Below are 16622 nucleotides of genomic sequence, written 5' to 3' on the forward strand. Positions count from 1 at the left end.
CCTTTATCCTTCAAAAACGGAGCAAGGGGTGAGAAATGCGACAGCATTTCGAGGGGAGGCGTACACGACCGCCTCCCCTTGTAGAGCGCTCAAACACCCTTGCCCTCAAAAACGTTCCGGTGGAACGTTTTTGACAAAGCATCTTTTGTATGGGTTTGTGCATATTATAATTGTCGTTTCTTTTTCGACAGACTGAGGTCAGTCCTAATCGGGCTGACCTTTTTTATTGACAGCAAAAATTAAGCTCTCCTTTGCAGCGGAGAGCTTAATTCATTCTTATTTTTTCCCGAAGCAAAGCGGCTCAAAGCTTTTCTTCAGCTCGTGGGCTATCCTGTTTATGCTTCGTGCGGACTTTTCTCCGTCAATGCTCAGGGTGACGAATTTTTCAATATTATAGCTGCTGCATATATATTCTATCATCTTCTGCTTGCCGGCGTTCCTGTTGTATATCTTAATGTAGGCATAGCCTTTGTAATCGTCCGAGGGGTAGGTTATTATTTTAAGCTGCTCACCGAAACTTTCTGTAAGCTCTGCATAAAGTGCGGAAATTTTATCCGCCTTGTCGATTATCATAATATATATGGCTCTGTCCTCGGGAGAGGGCAGGCGGTTTACATAATTGCGGTAGGGAGACTTTTTCAGAGACGTGTAAATTGACTTTTCCGCCTCATTTTTCAGCTCGTCGTAATATATCATCAGATTATCGCCGCAGAGAGCGTTTGTGAACATATTCATATCACGGTTCTTGACGATATCACGTATCTTTTTGCAGGTGCTGTCCGAAATGATATAGGACATAACATAGCTGTTTTCCTTGATATCATATAATGCTGCGCCGTTCATCACGATAACGGGCAGCTTCATTTTCACGTCTGCAAGTATCTCGGTTATGGCGCCGGGTGTGCGCATTGTGGCGAGGGTGAAATTTGCGCCGTCAGAGAGCATTCGGTTTATCTCCACCTTTGAGTAGGGCGTGAGCCGCTCGTTTACGGGGGAGAGCATATCGTCAAGCTCGGCGGCAAAAAGGGTGTCCGTAATACGCCTGCGGGGCAGCCTTACGGAATTTACCGCAATGCCTGCGCCTATGCCGATAAAGGTGTCAAGCACTCTGTTTAAAACAAACAGGAATGGATCATTGTCCGTCATATGTATGACTGTTATGGACAGGAAAACCACGCAGGAAAAATAGCTTGCGTTCTTTTTGTCAAGCACCACCGTGGTGTATATGACGGGAATTATCATCAGAGCTATGAACGCATATCCCCAAAGCGTGTCATAAACGGGAACGGCGTATATCTCAAAAACTATGGTGATAAGCCCGAACAGTGCCCCCACAAAGGTGCCTGCGGTGCGCTGTGCCGCCATTTTCAGGGTGCTTTCCGAATAGGGCTGTATACACCACAGCACAGCAAGCATTGAATAAAATGGTATGCCGCCCTTTCCACGCAGAAAATATACCACGCCGCAGAGAAAAACTCCTGCGGCGGATTTTAATATGCGGTTTCCTATGGGCGGCAGAGCTGTCTTTTTCATATACTGATTATCTTGTAGAGCACGCTTTTTTCAAATTCAAGGGGACGGTTATAGGTGAAAAATACTATACCGTTTTCCGGGGCAAAAATTCTGGAAATGACCTCGCCCTCAAGAGGGTCGATTATCTCGCAGAGCAGGTCGCCCTTGCGTATCTCGTCACCGGGGCGCACAAAGCTTTTGCATATTCCTGCGCAGGGGGAATGTATCTGGATAAGTCCCCTTTCGTCCACGATCTCGGTAACGCTGCCTCCTGTGACCTTTGTTCTGATAATGCCACGCTTTACCATAAAGCGGATAACTGCGTCCACCGCAATTTTTGCGGAAGCCTCGTCAATATGGTCGGTGGCGTTTGTGTAAACGGAAAATGCCTTTGTCTCCCACACCTGCCAGTTGTAGTTGAGGGTGGTGGTGTCGTAGGGGCGGGGCGTTCTTACGAAGGCGTAGGGAAGCCCGAAATCTATCATATCCTTATGGTCGGTGAAGCCCGTTTCCATAAGCTTAACGTGAGGGAGAAAATCGCCCTGCTGATAGAAGCTTGCCATCTGAACACCGTAGGTATAACCCTGTACCTCCTTGAAAAGTCCGTCGGCAATGCGCTGGGTGGTCTCGCCAAGGTCATAGCCGGGGAACATACGGTTTATATCGGTGTTGTCCATTGTCCAGAAGCGCTTGCCTATGTTCATCGAATAATAATTCACGCAGGGAACTATCAGTATTTCCTTGCCGCTGCAAATGCTGCCCTCACGCTCAAGCTCTTTAAGTCTCTTTACAAGCTGGGAGCAGACATACATCTGCTGTATCTCGTTTCCTCTCATTGCGCCAACTATGCATATTGCCTTTTCGCCGCTTCCGAATTTAAAACCCGTTACCTCCATAGGCTGACGGTAGGGCGAACGAATGGAGTATAATACCTGCTTACGCATTGTAATCACCCCCTAATATTCTTGCTATGAGGGAACCGCCGTAGACTATGGGAAATTCTCTTAAAGTAAATATCCTGCCGCTGCAGGGGGCGGTCACATATTCCTCAAGCCTGCCCGTTGCAGGGTCTATGACATCGCCTATATGGTCGCCTTTCTCTATATCCACCCAGTGTTCAACACAGGGCACAAAAATACCGTCTGCACCGCTGTTTACAAATTCCACCGCTCTTTCTCCCGAAACTATAGGCTCTCTCACAGGCTCTGTTGCGCCCGACCACATTCCGAGATTTTTAAGCAGATTAAAAATTCCTGCGGTAAGCTGACGGCAGTATTCTCTTGTTATTCTCATTCCCACGCCCATTTCAACCACAAGGGTCTTTGTGCCTGTGGTGTTAAGGCTGTAGGCAAGAGTGCTTTCAAGCACAGTTGCCGAGGAATGTATCCATATAAAATCGCAGCCAAGCATTTTTGCATAGGGCAGAAGCTCATCTGCACTCAGCTCGTTTATCCGTATCTGAGGTATCTCCTTGAGATAGATATTGCTTGAATGGATATCTATACAGATATCCGCACCGCTTATATCCTTGATGATATCTGCGGCAAGGCGCTCCGCCATCGTTCCCTCGGCGGTGCCGGGGAATATCCTGTTCATATCAAGGTCAAAAAGGGGTATGCCTCTGGTGATGCTGTCCACTCCAAGCGGATTGAGGGCAGGGTAGATATCCACCACTCCGCAGAGCTTTGAAAGATTTTCCGAAAGCACACATGCTATCTCTGCACATACATACTGACCCTCAAGCTCATCGCCGTGAGTGCCTGTTACTATGCAGACCCTTTTGCCGTTATTTTCTCCCTCTCCCGTAATTCTGTTCCTGCGTATCTCAATACGTTCGTTGACCGCAAGACCTGCGCTTGCTATAACCGTTGTCATAATTCTGAAATTTCCTTTCCCTGAAAGTTTTGCATAGTTTAGTTGTCTGTTATTCTTGAAGAAATTGTCTGAACGCTGCCTGCATTTCCGAGGTAAATTCCCCGTTCAATGGGGCAGTCGGAATAATCCCTGCCGTGACACAGCTTTATGTAGCAGTCTCCGATAAGACGGTTATGGGTGGGGTCTATGCCTATCCACCTTGAGCCGTCGTTTACCTCCACCCAGGCGTGGGTCTCGCCGCACTCGAAGGCAAGTCCCGACACATAGCGGCTCCGTATGCCGTCCATTCGCAGGAGCGCAAGAAGGATATGGGCATAGTCCTGACATACGCCGACCCTGCCTGCCATTGCCTCCTCCGCAGTAGTACCCACTTCGGTGACTCCCCTCTCATAGGTCATAGCCTTATATACGCTTTCCGAAAGCCCCACAGCTCTTGTAAGCAGGTCGGCGCTTTCGGAAGCGTGTTCCTTGTAAAATGCGGTGATATTTTCTCCCGGCACAGTCAAAGGTGAGCTGAAGCGGTAAAATTCGGGAGCCGTTCCATAGCTTTCGCAGGAATTAAGTATCTGCGCCTCACCCGTTACCTTGAAGGAAAATTCATCGTGAGGCTCGTCCATTCTTCCGCAGATAAGCATATTGCCGAAGCTGTCACGGCTGCGCCATATGCTGCCCGTTTTCGGCAGTATATCGCAGACCGGCTCTGTTATCACCTGTCTGCCGTCAGAAAAGGGCACGCAGCGCAGCGTAAAGGAATGTGACGTTACGCTGCGTGTAAATTCAAGCTTTGTTTCATATTCAAACCGAAGCCGTTTCAAAGAAGTTCACCTCAACAAGCCTTTCAATATTGTCAATAAGCTCTGCTTTGCTGCCCGTATAATCACGGCTCTGGGCCGCCGATTTAAGAGCTTCAAAAGCGTCGGCGCTGATAATGCTGGTTTCGCCGCCGTACCTTGAAACGTGCTTTATGAGATTGTCAAGCTCGGCTGAAATATCCTCCGAAGGGTAGCCGAGACGAAGGAACATATCCGCACGCTCCACCGATTTTCCGAGATGGATAACTCGTAAAGCTTCGGCATTTGTCATATTATTGTCAACGCTGCCCCAGAAAGCGTAGATCGCATCTCTTACGGGGAGCATATCATAGCGTATCTTGTCCGTTCCCTCGCAGGACTTGAACTTGTCCATAGCCATCTGCAAATATGAGAGCGAGGGAGTTTTTATCTCCTCTCTGAGGACAATTCCGTTGCCCAGCGCCCTGTCAAGATTTGAGATTATGGAGTTGGGGTCGGACATATCGAAAACATAGCGGTGGAAAAAGTCCTCCGAGTCTTTGTAGATATCGGGAACATTTATATCCGCAAGATATTTTTCATATGCTTCCTGACCGCCCTCGATAAACCTGTCGGCGTATTTGAAAAAGCTGTTTAAGGTAGTGAATACCCTCTCAACATATCTTCCCAGCCAAAAAAGATTGCTTATATTTATTCTGGTAATAGCACCCATGTGTCTTTAAAACCTCCGCCCTGTGATGAATTTACAACGAATGAATCTGCCTGTCTTGAGAAACGGGTCAGACCGCTTGACCATACTCTTGTTTTGTCTCCGCTGAGCACAAAGGCTCTGAGATCAGCTTTGCGCATTACGGTCTCGCCGTTTTCAGCGACCTCAAGGTCAATAAAATCAATAACCTCCTGAGCGATGAACCGCCTTGACTGCTCGGTGATGAGCTTTCTCCAGTCAGCAAGCTGTTCCTTTGTCATATCCCTGCCGAATACAACGCCATAGCCGCCTGCCTCGGAAACATCCTTGACCACAAGCTTTTCAAGATTGTCAAGAACATATTTCCTGTCCTCCTCGTAGAAGGGAAGATATGTGGGAGCATTTTTGAGGATAGGCTCTTCGCCCAGATAATACTTTATCATTTTCGGAACGAAATAGTAAATGCCCTTGTCGTCCGCAACGCCGTTTCCGGGAGCGTTTATTATCGCCACATTGCCCGCACGGTATGCGTCCATAATATGAGGAACGCCGATAAGGGACTCGGGAAGGAAGGTGAGGGGGTCGAGATACTCGTCGGAAATACGGCGGTAGACCGCTCCCACTCTTGTTTTTCCGCCACGGTAATCCTTCATATAAAGGATATTGTCCTCCACGAACAGATCGGTGTTCTGAACAAGAACAGCACCCGTTTTTTCCGCAAGATAGCTGTGCTCGAAGTATGCGGCATTATATCTGCCCGGGGTGAGGATAACGTTTATTCCGCCGCAGTTAACATAGTCCATCGTGCTTCTGAGCAGGGAGGCATAGTTGCGGTTATCAGCAATGCGGCTGTTCTCGAACACGTCGGGGCTTGTCATTCGGCAAAGCTCTCTGGCGATAAGAGGGTAGCTTGCTCCCGAAGGGATACGCAGGTTGTCCTCAAGTATGTACCAGGTGCCGTCCTTTGCCTGAACAAGATCAATTCCCGAAATGTGGCTGTAAATGCCCTTTGGCGGCATTACTCCTGCACAGGGTGCAAGATACCCCTTTGAGATATAAACAAAGTCTTCGGGTACAATGCCGTCCTTAATGATCTTTCCGTCGGAATAGATATCTCTCAGGAACATATTAAGAGCGTCCACCCTCTGGACAAGTCCCTTTTCTATGTCCGCAAAATCCTCGGCGGTGATTATTCTGGGAATGGCGTCAAAGGGAAAAAGCTGCTCCTTGAAGGTGCCGTGCTTGTAAATTCCGAATTTTACTCCGTATCGTGCAAGAAGCTCGTTTATCTCTCTTGCGTCTGCAACAGGTGTGTTCATAATATTCATCTCTTTTCAAATTAAAAAACAAGGGCGTTCCGCTTTACGGAAACGTCCTTGTTTCTTTATATTTACATAATACCACTTTTTTACAGATATGTCAAGCATAAAAATGACGGATTTTTTATTGGTAATTTCATTTATGTGGTATAATTCGACCAAAATAATATATTTTCACATAAATATGAATTATTTGGTTTATGAACTTGCATATTTTTGTAATATTATCTGCAATGAAAATGCCGGCGGGGAAAATTTGTTCATTCTGCATATTGACAAATCAGAACTTTTGTGCTATAATTTAATAAGAGCAAACGGGACTTCCGAAATGCAGGAAAGTCCCGTTATTACTCACTTTTCTGTACAGAATTTTACCTCTTTGCCCTCGAGTATCATATTGGTAGTTCTTACGGCACACATTTTGCCGCACATTGAACAGGTGTGGCGGTCGGCAGGGGGGGTGCTTTCAAAGTATGCTCTTGCCTTTTCGGGGTCGGCAGCATACTTATACATTTCCTCCCAGTCCACCTTGTGGCGTGCTTCTGCCATTTTGTTGTCAATATCCCTTGCGTGGGGTATGCCCTTGGCAATGTCGGCGGCGTGGGCAGCTATTTTGCTTGCCATAATGCCCTCCTTCACGTCGTTTACGTCGGGGAGACGAAGATGCTCGGCAGGGGTAACATAGCAGAGGAAATCCGCTCCGCTTGCAGCGGCAATTGCTCCGCCTATGGCGCTTGTTATGTGGTCGTAGCCGGGGAAGATATCCGTTACGATAGGGCCTAAAACGTAGAAGGGTGCGTTATGGCATATCCGCTTCTGCAGGGTCATATTTGCGGCTATCTCGTTCATTGCCATATGTCCGGGGCCTTCCACCATTACCTGAACGTCCTTTTCCCAGGCTCTGAGAGTCAGGTCGCCAAGCTCGATAAGCTCGCTTATCTGTCCTGCGTCGGTGGCGTCGTCGATACAGCCGGGTCGGAGAGCGTCTCCGAGACTTATGGTCACGTCGTACTCTCTCAGGATCTCGAGGACATCGTCGTAATACTCGAAAAACGGGTTTTCATTTCCCGTCATAGCCATCCAGGCAAAGAGGAGTGAGCCGCCACGGGAAACTATATTCATCTTCCTGCCCTCACGTCTGAAAGCTTCAACAGCCCGCTTGTTTATGCCTGCGTGAATGGTCATAAAGTCCACGCCTTCCTTTGCGTGAGCCTCGACGACTTTTAGAAAATCCTTTGCTGTGATATCGAGGAGATCTTTGTCAAGATAGCCGATAGCGTCGTACATAGGCACGGTGCCTATCATTGCAGGAGACATCTCAATGAGCTTTGTGCGGAATTTGTTGGTCTTGCCGTAGTTTGAAAGGTCCATTATTGCTTCTGCGCCGAAGTCTATGGACATTTTAACCTTTTCAAGCTCTCTTTCGTAATCCTTGCAGTCTCCCGAAATGCCGAGATTTACATTTATCTTTGTGCGAAGCCCTGCGCCTATTCCCTCGGGGGACAGGGACTTATGGTTTATATTGGCAGGTATTGCCACCGAGCCTTCCGCTACCTTTTTCATAATTTCCTCGGGTGAGGCGTATTCCTTTTTCGCAACGGTCTCCATCTCGGGGGTGATGATACCCTTTTTCGCCGCTTCCATCTGGGTCTTGTATGCTCTCATATATGCTCGTTCCTTTCATCTATCTTCGCTAAATAAAAAAAGCCTTGATAAATATATCCTCTGTCTGCGGAGAATATACATACAAGGCGGAATTTTCTTTGTATGCTCCCTCCCACGGTATTGACCGACAGGTTCAAAGGGTGCTTCTCAACCGCTTTCGCAGTGCCCCTGCATTACTTTTATATTATAGCATTTATAATCGGGTTCGTCAAGGGGAAATTTATATCAAAAGTCTTAACCTATCACGTACTGCCGGCGCCTGACCTAAGCCACGCAAGAAATTTTTCCATATACTCCCTCTTCGGCGTTATGACATTTATATCGATCTCGGGATTTTGCTCCGCATACGCCTGAAGCATTTCTTTCAGATTATCAGCCGAGAGCATATAATCATTTATGATATATTCATCGTCCGCACCCAAGCGGTGCAGGATAATTGCCGATACCACGCCTGTACGGTCTTTTCCTGCATTGCAGAAAAACAGCACGTTGTTTTCGGCGTTCATTATCGTATCAATGATCTTATTCATCTGACCGTCAGCCATCCGAATGTATGACAAAGGGACATCATCCGTACATTCGGGCACGGCATTTCCACCTGTTACGGGGGTGGAGATATATGTAAACAGATCATTGCTCTGCAGGGGACATACTTTTTTTGCTTGTTCATCCTTTTCTCTGAGGTCGACGATGGTACGAACATTATTTGCGATAAGCCACCGGGTTTCATCGGCTGTAATTTTTTCGGGAACATCGCTTCTTATAAAGCGCAGACTTTCGGGTAGTATCGCCCTTGTATTTCTTGTGCTTTGAAATAAACTGCTCACTATTTTTCTCCTTATAAAAAGCCGCCGCAGACAATTTGCTGCGGCGGCAATGAATACGCTGTTAACCGCCTCTTCTTCTTGAGGTGTTTCTGCGCTTATTGTCCATATTCTTGCGGATATCTCCTATCCTTTCATCTGAGCTTGCCTTGAATTTATTTAGCATATCCTCAAATGCAGACTCGGGAGTCTGAGGCTCCTTTGGGACCGCCTTGTCCTGTCTGGGTTTGCCTGTATTTCCGTTTGGTCTGCCGCCGCCCTCTCTGGGACCTCTGAATTCCTTCTTGGGAGGTGCGGGAAGAGCCTTCTTTATGGAAAGGGATATCTTGCCCTCCTCGGATATGGAAAGCACCTTGACCTTGACCTGCTGACCCTCTGTAAGATGATCCTTGATCTCGTTTACAAATGTGTTGGCAACCTCGGAAATGTGCACCATTCCCGTTACCCCCGGCTCGATCTCAACGAACGCTCCGAATTTGGTTATGCCTGTGACTTTGCCCTCATAAATTTTTCCTACATCCGGCTGCATAAATAGAATATTATCCTTCCTAAATTATTATGTATTGTATCAGCTTCTGGTGGTGTCGTAGAAGCGGCGCTCGTCGGGATATGCATAGCCCAGCTTTTCAATGGCTATGCGCTCCATATATGTGCGCTCGTCCTCTTCGTTCAGAATGCTTTCATACTCGGCATTCTCAGCTTCAAGCTGCTCTGCTCGGAGCTTCAGTTCCTCAAGCTCCGCCTGCTTCTCGTTATATTCCAGCATATCGCTGAAAATGGAGGCTCCGCAGGCTGCGATAAGCAGCAGGGAAACCGCTGTTCCCACAAATTTCAGCAGACCATTGTTCTGACGGTACTTTTTATTATATGCCTTTTTAAGCACGGCACGAGCCGCTTTGCGGTCTCTTGAACTCGATTCCTTCTGTGCATACATAAAAATCACCGTCCTGACGTTTCCCGAAATACATCGGCTGCACAACCTGCTTTTACCTCATCTTAGCTGTTTTATTATACACCATATGCCCCTTGCTTTTCAAGTCTTTTTGATAATTTTTACATTTATGGAACATTTTTTTGGCGTTTGTCACAAATTTGTTACCGTTTTTTGTGTCAATTTTTTGATACATTCGGACGAAGGGCTTGGCAGCTTTTCTGAATGCCCCGCCCAGGAGCCTGTATATGGTGCCGAAGACCCGCCGTATTATGCCGATGACCACAGTTCCTGCGGTGAGGATATATATGACCGCTCCCAGAAATGCACCGAGCCAGTAATACCCCCTCACCTGCCCGTCCCCCGCAAGAAGTGAGAAAATGTATATACCTATGCCGCAGAGGATAAGGTAAAGTCCGTCGCATATGGCGGTGGGAACAGTCCTGCCCATTACGGGAAATATGGCTCTTACAGCTCTGAAAACGTCCCACAGCACCCCAAGACCCGCTCCCAGCAGCACCGACAATAAAAACAATTCTGTCTGGCGGCAGACGGGCATAAAGGTCTCAGGCTCGATCTTTGCAAGCAGTTCCGTAGCTTTTCCCTCCTTTTATTTGAGAAGTCTTCCCATAAAGCCCAGAGGCGACTTTACCTGACTGTCACCGTAAATTATCCCGTCGATATCCCCCTCCACCGCCATATCGCCGCTTTCCACCGACAGAAGCGTTACACGAAGTCCCCTGCCCTTTATGATAAGCTCCCCCATACAGGTGTACAGAAGCACTGAGTTTTCGGTGAATTTATCCGTATCGGTCACGCCCGTTATCACCACCTTGCTGCGGTTCTCCATATTTACTGTATGGTTCTGCGGCGGTTTCTTCTGCTTGTTTTCCATTATGAACACCTCGAATGTTTTATTCGTATATGTATATGATACATTTTGTATCATTATTCTCTATAATTGTAACAAAATATTATTCATAATAATATTTGTGCCTATTCTTGTTCACAATTTGTTATGGAATTTTTGAGAGCTTTGTGGTATAATTAAGTTTAACTGAGTAAACTTCTAATAAAAATTGCAGCTGTGCTGTTTTCGATATTCGATTAAAAAATGGGAGATGATTTCGTGATCAGCGGAAAAATGCTTAAAGACGCTCTTATATCGGCGGCTCTTACCCTGTCTGAGATGAAAAAGCAGGTCGACGAGCTGAATGTTTATCCCGTTCCCGACGGAGATACGGGCACAAATATGTCCCTCACCCTTGCAAATGCTATGAATGCACTTTCCTCCGTTCCCGATGATGCGGAGGTTTCCGAGGTGGCTTCCGCTGCCGCTTCCGCAATGCTCAGAGGCGCAAGAGGCAACTCGGGCGTTATCACGTCTCTGCTTTTCAGAGGCTTCTCAAAGGGGCTTACAGGCAAAAAGGAAGCAGGCTGCGATGATATCGCAAACGCTCTCGAGATAGGCGTGGAGGCAGCTTACAAGTCCGTTATGAAGCCTGCGGAGGGCACTATCCTTACCGTGGCGAGAGTGGCTTCCGAGAAGGCTCGTGAAAGCTCCTTTATGACAAACGACCCCGTTTCCCTGTGGAATGACGTATGCATTGCCGCTGAGGACGCTCTGGCAAAGACCCCCGAACAGCTCCCCATTCTCAAAAAGGCGGGAGTTGTGGACGCAGGCGGAAAGGGTCTTGTTATCATCTTTAACGAAATGCTCAAAGCTTTCAGGGGCGAGCCGAGAACGGTTTCCTCCGAGCCTAAGATAGTTTCCGACGGAAAATATTCATTCTCCGTTGAGGACGATGAAACTCTTGAGATAACCTTCGGCTACTGCACCGAATTTATCGTTAATGTAACGGACACCGCAAAAAAGCCTGCGGAGCTGAGAGAATATCTTGAGTCTATCGGCGACTGCGTTGTTGTAGTTGACGATGAGGATATCATCAAGGTTCACGTTCACACCGACCACCCGGGTCTTGCTTTTGAGAAGGGACTGGAATTCGGTTCCCTCTGCAATATGAAGATCGACAATATGCGGCTCCAGCGTGAGAAAAAGGCTGCGGCAGTCAAGGCGGCAAACGAAAAGCCCGTTCCTGCGGCTCCCGAAAAGCAGTTCGGCTTTGTGGCTGTGGCAAACGGCAGCGGCATTGAGGCTATGTTTACCGATCTGGGCGCTGATGCTATCGTAAGGGGCGGTCAGACTATGAACCCCTCCGCAGACGATATCCTGAGGGCGGTTTATTCCGTTCCTGCGGAGACTGTTTTTATACTGCCCAACAACAAGAACATCATTATGGCGGCGGAACAGGCTATGAAGCTTTCCGAAAAGACTATATGCGTTCTGAGGACGACTTCCGTTCCTCAGGGAATGTCCGCTATGATGAATTTCGACCCCGACTCGGATTTTGACACCAACCGTATGAATATGACCCTTGCCGCAGAAAAGGTGCAGTCGGGTCTTGTGACATTTGCCGCAAGAGACAGCAGCTTCAGCGGTCACGAGATAAAGGCGGGTGATATACTTGCCCTTGAAAACGGCAGGCTGTCCTTTATTGACAGGGACGTTACCCGTGCCGCTTACAAGCTTACAAGAAAGCTTATGAAAAATCTCAAGAAAAACGCAGGCTTTGTTACGGTGATGTACGGCTCGGACGTATCCTCCGACAAGGCGGCGGAGCTTGAAAATATTATGCGCTCAAAGCTGGGCTCTGTTGATGTTAACTTTGTTAAGGGCGGTCAGCCCGTTTATTACTACATCATTTCCGTTGAGCCCAACTGAGTCAAAGGAATTTTATGAAAAGAATTACTGTTATAGCAGGCCATTACGGCAGCGGCAAGTCCACATTCGCCGCAAATTACGCAATTGATATGGCGAAAAAGGGTGAGGCGGTCACCGTTGTGGATATGGACACCGTCAATCCCTATTACCGCACCGCCGATCTGGGGGATATATTTGAAAAAAACGGCGTTAAGCTTGCCGCTCCCAGATATGCGGGAACAAATCTCGATGTACCCATTCTTGATTTCGATATCCCCGGGCTATATGCCGAGGGGAGAAACCTTGTTATCGACCTTGGAGGAGATGACGCAGGTGCATATCCTTTAGGAAAATTCAGGCAGTTTATCGGACTTCACAAAGATGAATGCGATATCCTGTACGTGGTGAATTTCTGCCGTTTCCTTACCCATGACCCCGAGGAGGCGGAGGAGATACTCCGTGAGATAGAACGTGCCTGCGGTCTTTCCGCCACGGGCATTGTGAACAATTCAAACTTAGGCTTTGAGACCGACAGCGAAATAATCGGAAGCGGCAGGCTCAAGGCGGAGAAAATTTCCGCTCTTACGGGTCTCCCGATTTTCTGCCACACTCTGCCCGATATCCCTTCCTGCGAAGGCATTGACAGAGAGGGCTATTATCCGCTGACAGTATATATCAAAAACGTGTGGAACTGACTTCTGCACGTATCCTACATATGAAAGGTGGCTTGCAATATGGCTAAGATGACCGTTCTGAACGACAGATGCAAGGGCTGCGGCCTCTGCGTTTCCGCTTGTCCGAAGCAGATCATCAAGATCCGCAAGGATATCCGCACACCAAAAGGCTACTGTCCTGCCGAATGCTCCGACCAGAGCAAATGCACAGGCTGCGCCGTTTGCTACACGATGTGCCCCGACTGCGCTATTATCGTTGAAAGATAAATCCTGAAAGGAATGAGAACCAATGGCTAACGAAAGAATGCTTATGAAGGGCAACGAAGCCCTTGCCGAAGCGGCTGTACGGGCAGGCTGCAAGTGCTACTTCGGTTACCCCATCACTCCCCAGACGGAGATCGCCGCTTATATGTCAAAGCGTATGCCCAAGTGCGGCGGCGTGTTTTTACAGGCGGAGAGCGAGATCGCCGCTATCAATATGGTCTACGGCGCTGCCGCAACAGGCGTGCGTGCAATGACCTCCTCCTCTTCCCCCGGAATTTCCCTTAAATCCGAGGGCATCTCCTATGCGGCAGGCTGCGACCTGCCCTGCGTTGTGGTAAACGTTCAGAGAGGCGGCCCCGGTCTCGGCGGTATACAGCCTGCTCAGTCGGATTACTACCTTGCCACCAAGGCAGGCGGCCACGGTGATTTCTACATACCCGTTTATGCTCCCTGCTCCGTTCAGGAAATGGCTGACTATGCTGTTAAGGCATTTGATATGGCGGATAAGTTCCGCACACCCGTTATGATACTTTCCGACGGACTTCTGGGTCAGATGATGGAGCCTGTTGTATTCCCCGAGATAACCGACAATGAGCCCGAAAAGGAATGGGCTTGCACAGGTCACGGCAACAAGAGACGCCACAACATCATAAACTCCCTTTATCTGAAACCCGAAGAGCTTGAAGAGTCCAACAGAGAGCGTTTCAAGAAGTATGAGATCGAAAAGGCAGAGCTTCCCGAGGTTGAGACATATCTTACCGAGGACGCCGAAATTATCGTTACAGGCTACGGCGCTTCCGCAAGAATTGTCCGTTCCGCTGTAAATGCCGCAAGAGCAGAGGGCATCAAGGCAGGTATGATAAGACCTATCACCCTGTGGCCCTTCCCCGAAAAGGCGTATGCAGACACCGTGGAGACTGCAAAGGCTTACCTTGTTGTTGAGCTTTCAATGGGTCAGATGGTGGACGATGTAAGGCTTGCCACAAGCTGCAAACGCCCCGTCCGCTTCTTCGGAAGAACAGGCGGAGTTATCCACACTCCTGCCGAGATACTTGATCAGATAAAGCTGATCGCTAAGGAGGAACTGAAGTAATGGCTATTTATCAGAAGCCTCACGCTCTCGAGGATATCAGTATGCACTTCTGCCCCGGCTGTACTCACGGTATCGTTCACCGTCTGGTATGCGAGGTAATCGACGAAATGGGCATTGAGGGCGACACTATCGGAATTTGTCCCGTAGGCTGCTCGGTAGTTTCCTACGATTACTTTGCCTGCGATATGATAGAGGCGGCTCACGGACGTGCTCCTGCGGTCGCAACGGGCGTTAAACGTTCAAGACCCGACAAGTTCGTATTTACATATCAGGGCGACGGCGACCTTGCCGCTATCGGAACCTGCGAGACCGTTCACGCTGCTACAAGAGGCGAGAACATCACCATAATCTTTATCAACAACACCATTTACGGTATGACAGGCGGTCAGATGGCTCCCACCACTCTCCCCGGTCAGGTTACTCAGACCACTCCCTTCGGACGTGACCCCAAGGTTGCAGGATATCCCGTAATGGTATGCGAGATGCTCTCTCAGCTTACGGGTACAGCCTATGCGGAAAGAGTTTCCGTTGACTCCCCTGCGCATATCAATGCGGCGAAAAAGGCTATTCGCAAGGGCTTTGAAGTCCAGAAGAACAAGCAGGGCTTCTCAATTATCGAGGTGCTGTCCACCTGCCCCACAAACTGGGGTATGACTCCCGAGGAGTCTATGGAAAGAGTTAGGACGGAAATGATCCCGTACTATCCTCTCGGCGTTTACAAAGACATCACCGCCGAAAACAAGTAAGGGAAAGGAGAATACGTGATGACCAGTGAAATTCAGCTTGCGGGCTTCGGCGGACAGGGTATTCTTTTTGCGGGAAAGGTGCTTGCATACTGCGGTATGCTGGCTGACAGAGAGGTTTCCTGGCTTCCCTGCTACGGTCCCGAAATGAGAGGCGGCACCTGCAACTGCTCGGTATGCCTTTCCGATGAGCCTATCGGCTCCCCCGTTGTTAACGACCCTGACCTGCTTATCGCTATGAACGAGCCTTCTTACACCAAGTTTATCGGTGCAGTTAAGGCAGGAGGATATGCTTTTGTTGACAGCACTCTTGTGGATTCTGCCAATATGAGAAGCGATATCCACGAGTTCAGAGTTCCCGCCACAAGGCTTGCGGACGAAAACGAGCTTAAAGGCGGCGCTAACATTATCCTCATAGGTAAGCTCATCAAGGAAACGGGCGTTATATCTATGGACGATATCGAGGCGGCTATCAGAAAGATAGTTCCTGCGAAAAAGGCTCAGCTTATTGAGAATAATCTGAGAGCTATCAAGCTTGGGTATGATTATACGGAATAAAATGTATCATTAAATTGAAACGCCCTTCACCGCTGTGGTGAGGGGCGTTTTTGTTTGGTGCGAAGGGACTTGACAATTCGGGCGAATGTGGTATAATAAAGGCAGGGAGTGATAAAGTGACGATCTCAAGTATTGAATCGCCTATTGAACAAAAACATACCGGAAAAGGAAATCCTAATGCTATACTGATGTTTGATGTCGAGCTCAACAAGAGGCAGAAAAGCTTACTTGACAGATTACCGAGTTATGACAGTCGGATAATAGTTTCAAAACGCTCCGTAAATATGGCTGATCTATCAGCATTAACAGCCATAACAGGAGATGAGTTTGCTATGTTTACAAATGGAAATGACCGTCTTGTAATACGTGGCAACAGTATAAAAGTTAACATTGATACTGTACAAGCAAATGAATTTTCCAAAGCCGGCTATAAATGGAGCGGACATACTCACCCGGGCGCAAATATCAGTTGTATGCTTCCCTCTGACGGTGATAAAGCAATACTCAATTGCTTTTCACAGAATACAAGTGTTATCTATAATTCAAAAGGACAATTTGCCACATTCGGAAAGGAGTGATTCTATGTGTAAGTTATTTGAAGATTGGTCAGATGAGATACGTACTTATTGCCGAAACAACGATCTGAATTTTGACAAAGCACAGAAATTATCACAATGCTGGGGAAGCGATTTCCTTGCTTTGCAGTATCACGACCCCGAAAAAGGAAAAATGGGGCTGCTTGACGATACTCCTATGCCCTTAGTTCTGTTAATTTCAAAAACACCCGATGGACTTGTCTTTGAGCAGACCGAATATACTTTAAAATACTTATCGTAAACATTTAAACCGCCCTGCCCGTCAAGGCGGTTTTTTATGAGAAATGAAGCGCCCCCACCAACATACGGTGAGGGGCATTTTTTCATA

The 16622-nt window shown here is 48.0% G+C and carries 20 protein-coding genes; 8 read left to right on the plus strand and 12 right to left on the minus strand.

Annotated elements, in window-relative coordinates; all coding sequences use genetic code 11:
- Positions 1-276: 276 nt before the first annotated feature.
- The 12 genes from ACR0QN_RS05050 to ACR0QN_RS05105 all read right to left on the minus strand — a co-directional run bounded on the left by ACR0QN_RS05050 (position 277) and on the right by ACR0QN_RS05105 (position 10500).
- Entirely contained in the window at positions 277-1533 is a 1257-nt protein-coding gene (locus ACR0QN_RS05050; RefSeq protein WP_432650107.1) for an HAD hydrolase family protein, read from the minus strand.
- Positions 1530-2456 carry a M14 family metallopeptidase gene (locus ACR0QN_RS05055; RefSeq protein WP_432650108.1) on the minus strand — a complete coding sequence of 309 codons (927 nt, stop codon included), beginning with the start codon at positions 2454-2456 and terminating at the stop codon, positions 1530-1532. Before ACR0QN_RS05055 ends, ACR0QN_RS05050 begins: the two co-directional genes overlap by 4 nt.
- Positions 2449-3387 carry a M14 family metallopeptidase gene (locus tag ACR0QN_RS05060; protein ID WP_432650109.1) on the minus strand — a complete coding sequence of 313 codons (939 nt, stop codon included), beginning with the start codon at positions 3385-3387 and terminating at the stop codon, positions 2449-2451. Before ACR0QN_RS05060 ends, ACR0QN_RS05055 begins: the two co-directional genes overlap by 8 nt.
- A 38-nt stretch (positions 3388-3425) precedes the next feature.
- Positions 3426-4202 carry a transglutaminase family protein gene (locus ACR0QN_RS05065; protein ID WP_432650110.1) on the minus strand — a complete coding sequence of 259 codons (777 nt, stop codon included), beginning with the start codon at positions 4200-4202 and terminating at the stop codon, positions 3426-3428.
- Positions 4183-4890: an alpha-E domain-containing protein gene (locus tag ACR0QN_RS05070; protein ID WP_432650111.1), complete on the minus strand. Its 708-nt coding sequence runs from the start codon at positions 4888-4890 to the stop codon at positions 4183-4185. The genes ACR0QN_RS05065 and ACR0QN_RS05070 overlap by 20 nt, the downstream gene beginning before the upstream one ends.
- A complete protein-coding gene (locus ACR0QN_RS05075; protein WP_432650112.1) occupies positions 4869-6194 on the minus strand; it encodes a circularly permuted type 2 ATP-grasp protein in 1326 nt (441 codons plus the stop codon). Before ACR0QN_RS05075 ends, ACR0QN_RS05070 begins: the two co-directional genes overlap by 22 nt.
- Positions 6195-6536: 342 nt before the next feature.
- Positions 6537-7850: a phosphomethylpyrimidine synthase ThiC gene (gene thiC, locus ACR0QN_RS05080; protein ID WP_432650113.1), complete on the minus strand. Its 1314-nt coding sequence runs from the start codon at positions 7848-7850 to the stop codon at positions 6537-6539.
- A gap of 242 nt (positions 7851-8092) precedes the next feature.
- Complete coding sequence (locus ACR0QN_RS05085; RefSeq protein WP_432650114.1) at positions 8093-8677, minus strand: tyrosine-protein phosphatase; 585 nt, start codon at positions 8675-8677, stop codon at positions 8093-8095.
- Positions 8678-8738: 61 nt separating this feature from the next.
- Entirely contained in the window at positions 8739-9203 is a 465-nt protein-coding gene (locus ACR0QN_RS05090) for a S1 RNA-binding domain-containing protein (protein ID WP_432650115.1), read from the minus strand.
- Between the two features lie 39 nt (positions 9204-9242).
- Positions 9243-9608 (minus strand): hypothetical protein, encoded by a 366-nt coding sequence (locus ACR0QN_RS05095; protein ID WP_432650116.1) that lies wholly within the window; start codon positions 9606-9608, stop codon positions 9243-9245.
- 52 nt (positions 9609-9660) lie between these two features.
- Entirely contained in the window at positions 9661-10164 is a 504-nt protein-coding gene (gene yabQ, locus ACR0QN_RS05100) for a spore cortex biosynthesis protein YabQ (protein WP_432650117.1), read from the minus strand.
- A 51-nt stretch (positions 10165-10215) separates the two neighbouring features.
- The gene (locus ACR0QN_RS05105; RefSeq protein ID WP_432650118.1) at positions 10216-10500 is read right to left on the minus strand and encodes a YabP/YqfC family sporulation protein; all 285 of its coding nucleotides are present in this window, start codon (positions 10498-10500) and stop codon (positions 10216-10218) included.
- Between the two features lie 234 nt (positions 10501-10734).
- Between ACR0QN_RS05105 and ACR0QN_RS05110 the strand changes: the two genes are divergently transcribed.
- The 8 genes from ACR0QN_RS05110 to ACR0QN_RS05145 are packed head-to-tail and all read left to right on the plus strand — an operon-like array spanning position 10735 to position 16535.
- Positions 10735-12387 carry a DAK2 domain-containing protein gene (locus tag ACR0QN_RS05110; RefSeq protein ID WP_432650186.1) on the plus strand — a complete coding sequence of 551 codons (1653 nt, stop codon included), beginning with the start codon at positions 10735-10737 and terminating at the stop codon, positions 12385-12387.
- A 14-nt stretch (positions 12388-12401) separates the two neighbouring features.
- A complete protein-coding gene (locus ACR0QN_RS05115; protein ID WP_432650119.1) occupies positions 12402-13061 on the plus strand; it encodes a cobalamin biosynthesis protein CobQ in 660 nt (219 codons plus the stop codon).
- Positions 13062-13100: 39 nt separating this feature from the next.
- Positions 13101-13307, plus strand: coding sequence for a 4Fe-4S binding protein (locus tag ACR0QN_RS05120; protein WP_432650120.1), 207 nt, complete (start codon positions 13101-13103; stop codon positions 13305-13307).
- A 22-nt stretch (positions 13308-13329) separates the two neighbouring features.
- A complete protein-coding gene (locus ACR0QN_RS05125; RefSeq protein WP_432650121.1) occupies positions 13330-14397 on the plus strand; it encodes a 3-methyl-2-oxobutanoate dehydrogenase subunit VorB in 1068 nt (355 codons plus the stop codon).
- Positions 14397-15143, plus strand: a complete 747-nt coding sequence (locus ACR0QN_RS05130; protein WP_432650122.1) for a thiamine pyrophosphate-dependent enzyme — start codon at positions 14397-14399, stop codon at positions 15141-15143. The genes ACR0QN_RS05125 and ACR0QN_RS05130 overlap by 1 nt, the downstream gene beginning before the upstream one ends.
- A gap of 18 nt (positions 15144-15161) precedes the next feature.
- On the plus strand, positions 15162-15698 hold the full coding sequence (locus tag ACR0QN_RS05135) for a 2-oxoacid:acceptor oxidoreductase family protein (RefSeq protein ID WP_432650123.1): 537 nt from the start codon (positions 15162-15164) through the stop codon (positions 15696-15698).
- A 50-nt stretch (positions 15699-15748) separates the two neighbouring features.
- On the plus strand, positions 15749-16276 hold the full coding sequence (locus ACR0QN_RS05140; RefSeq protein WP_432650124.1) for a hypothetical protein: 528 nt from the start codon (positions 15749-15751) through the stop codon (positions 16274-16276).
- A 4-nt stretch (positions 16277-16280) separates the two neighbouring features.
- Positions 16281-16535, plus strand: a complete 255-nt coding sequence (locus ACR0QN_RS05145) for a hypothetical protein (RefSeq protein ID WP_432650125.1) — start codon at positions 16281-16283, stop codon at positions 16533-16535.
- Positions 16536-16622: the final 87 nt, after the last annotated feature.

This window comes from Huintestinicola sp. (genome assembly GCF_050874005.1).
GTDB lineage: Bacteria > Bacillota > Clostridia > Oscillospirales > Ruminococcaceae > Huintestinicola.

Coding starts and splice junctions, on each gene's coding strand:
- ACR0QN_RS05090 (WP_432650115.1), bottom strand. CDS start 9,203: ATGCAGCCGGATGTAGGAAAAATTTATGAGGGCAAAGTCACAGGCATA.
- ACR0QN_RS05145 (WP_432650125.1), top strand. CDS start 16,281: ATGTGTAAGTTATTTGAAGATTGGTCAGATGAGATACGTACTTATTGC.
- ACR0QN_RS05105 (WP_432650118.1), bottom strand. CDS start 10,500: ATGGAAAACAAGCAGAAGAAACCGCCGCAGAACCATACAGTAAATATG.
- ACR0QN_RS05130 (WP_432650122.1), top strand. CDS start 14,397: ATGGCTATTTATCAGAAGCCTCACGCTCTCGAGGATATCAGTATGCAC.
- ACR0QN_RS05115 (WP_432650119.1), top strand. CDS start 12,402: ATGAAAAGAATTACTGTTATAGCAGGCCATTACGGCAGCGGCAAGTCC.
- ACR0QN_RS05060 (WP_432650109.1), bottom strand. CDS start 3,387: ATGACAACGGTTATAGCAAGCGCAGGTCTTGCGGTCAACGAACGTATT.
- yabQ (WP_432650117.1), bottom strand. CDS start 10,164: ATGCCCGTCTGCCGCCAGACAGAATTGTTTTTATTGTCGGTGCTGCTG.
- thiC (WP_432650113.1), bottom strand. CDS start 7,850: ATGAGAGCATACAAGACCCAGATGGAAGCGGCGAAAAAGGGTATCATC.
- ACR0QN_RS05120 (WP_432650120.1), top strand. CDS start 13,101: ATGGCTAAGATGACCGTTCTGAACGACAGATGCAAGGGCTGCGGCCTC.
- ACR0QN_RS05125 (WP_432650121.1), top strand. CDS start 13,330: ATGGCTAACGAAAGAATGCTTATGAAGGGCAACGAAGCCCTTGCCGAA.
- ACR0QN_RS05070 (WP_432650111.1), bottom strand. CDS start 4,890: ATGGGTGCTATTACCAGAATAAATATAAGCAATCTTTTTTGGCTGGGA.
- ACR0QN_RS05050 (WP_432650107.1), bottom strand. CDS start 1,533: ATGAAAAAGACAGCTCTGCCGCCCATAGGAAACCGCATATTAAAATCC.
- ACR0QN_RS05135 (WP_432650123.1), top strand. CDS start 15,162: ATGACCAGTGAAATTCAGCTTGCGGGCTTCGGCGGACAGGGTATTCTT.
- ACR0QN_RS05055 (WP_432650108.1), bottom strand. CDS start 2,456: ATGCGTAAGCAGGTATTATACTCCATTCGTTCGCCCTACCGTCAGCCT.
- ACR0QN_RS05095 (WP_432650116.1), bottom strand. CDS start 9,608: ATGTATGCACAGAAGGAATCGAGTTCAAGAGACCGCAAAGCGGCTCGT.
- ACR0QN_RS05075 (WP_432650112.1), bottom strand. CDS start 6,194: ATGAATATTATGAACACACCTGTTGCAGACGCAAGAGAGATAAACGAG.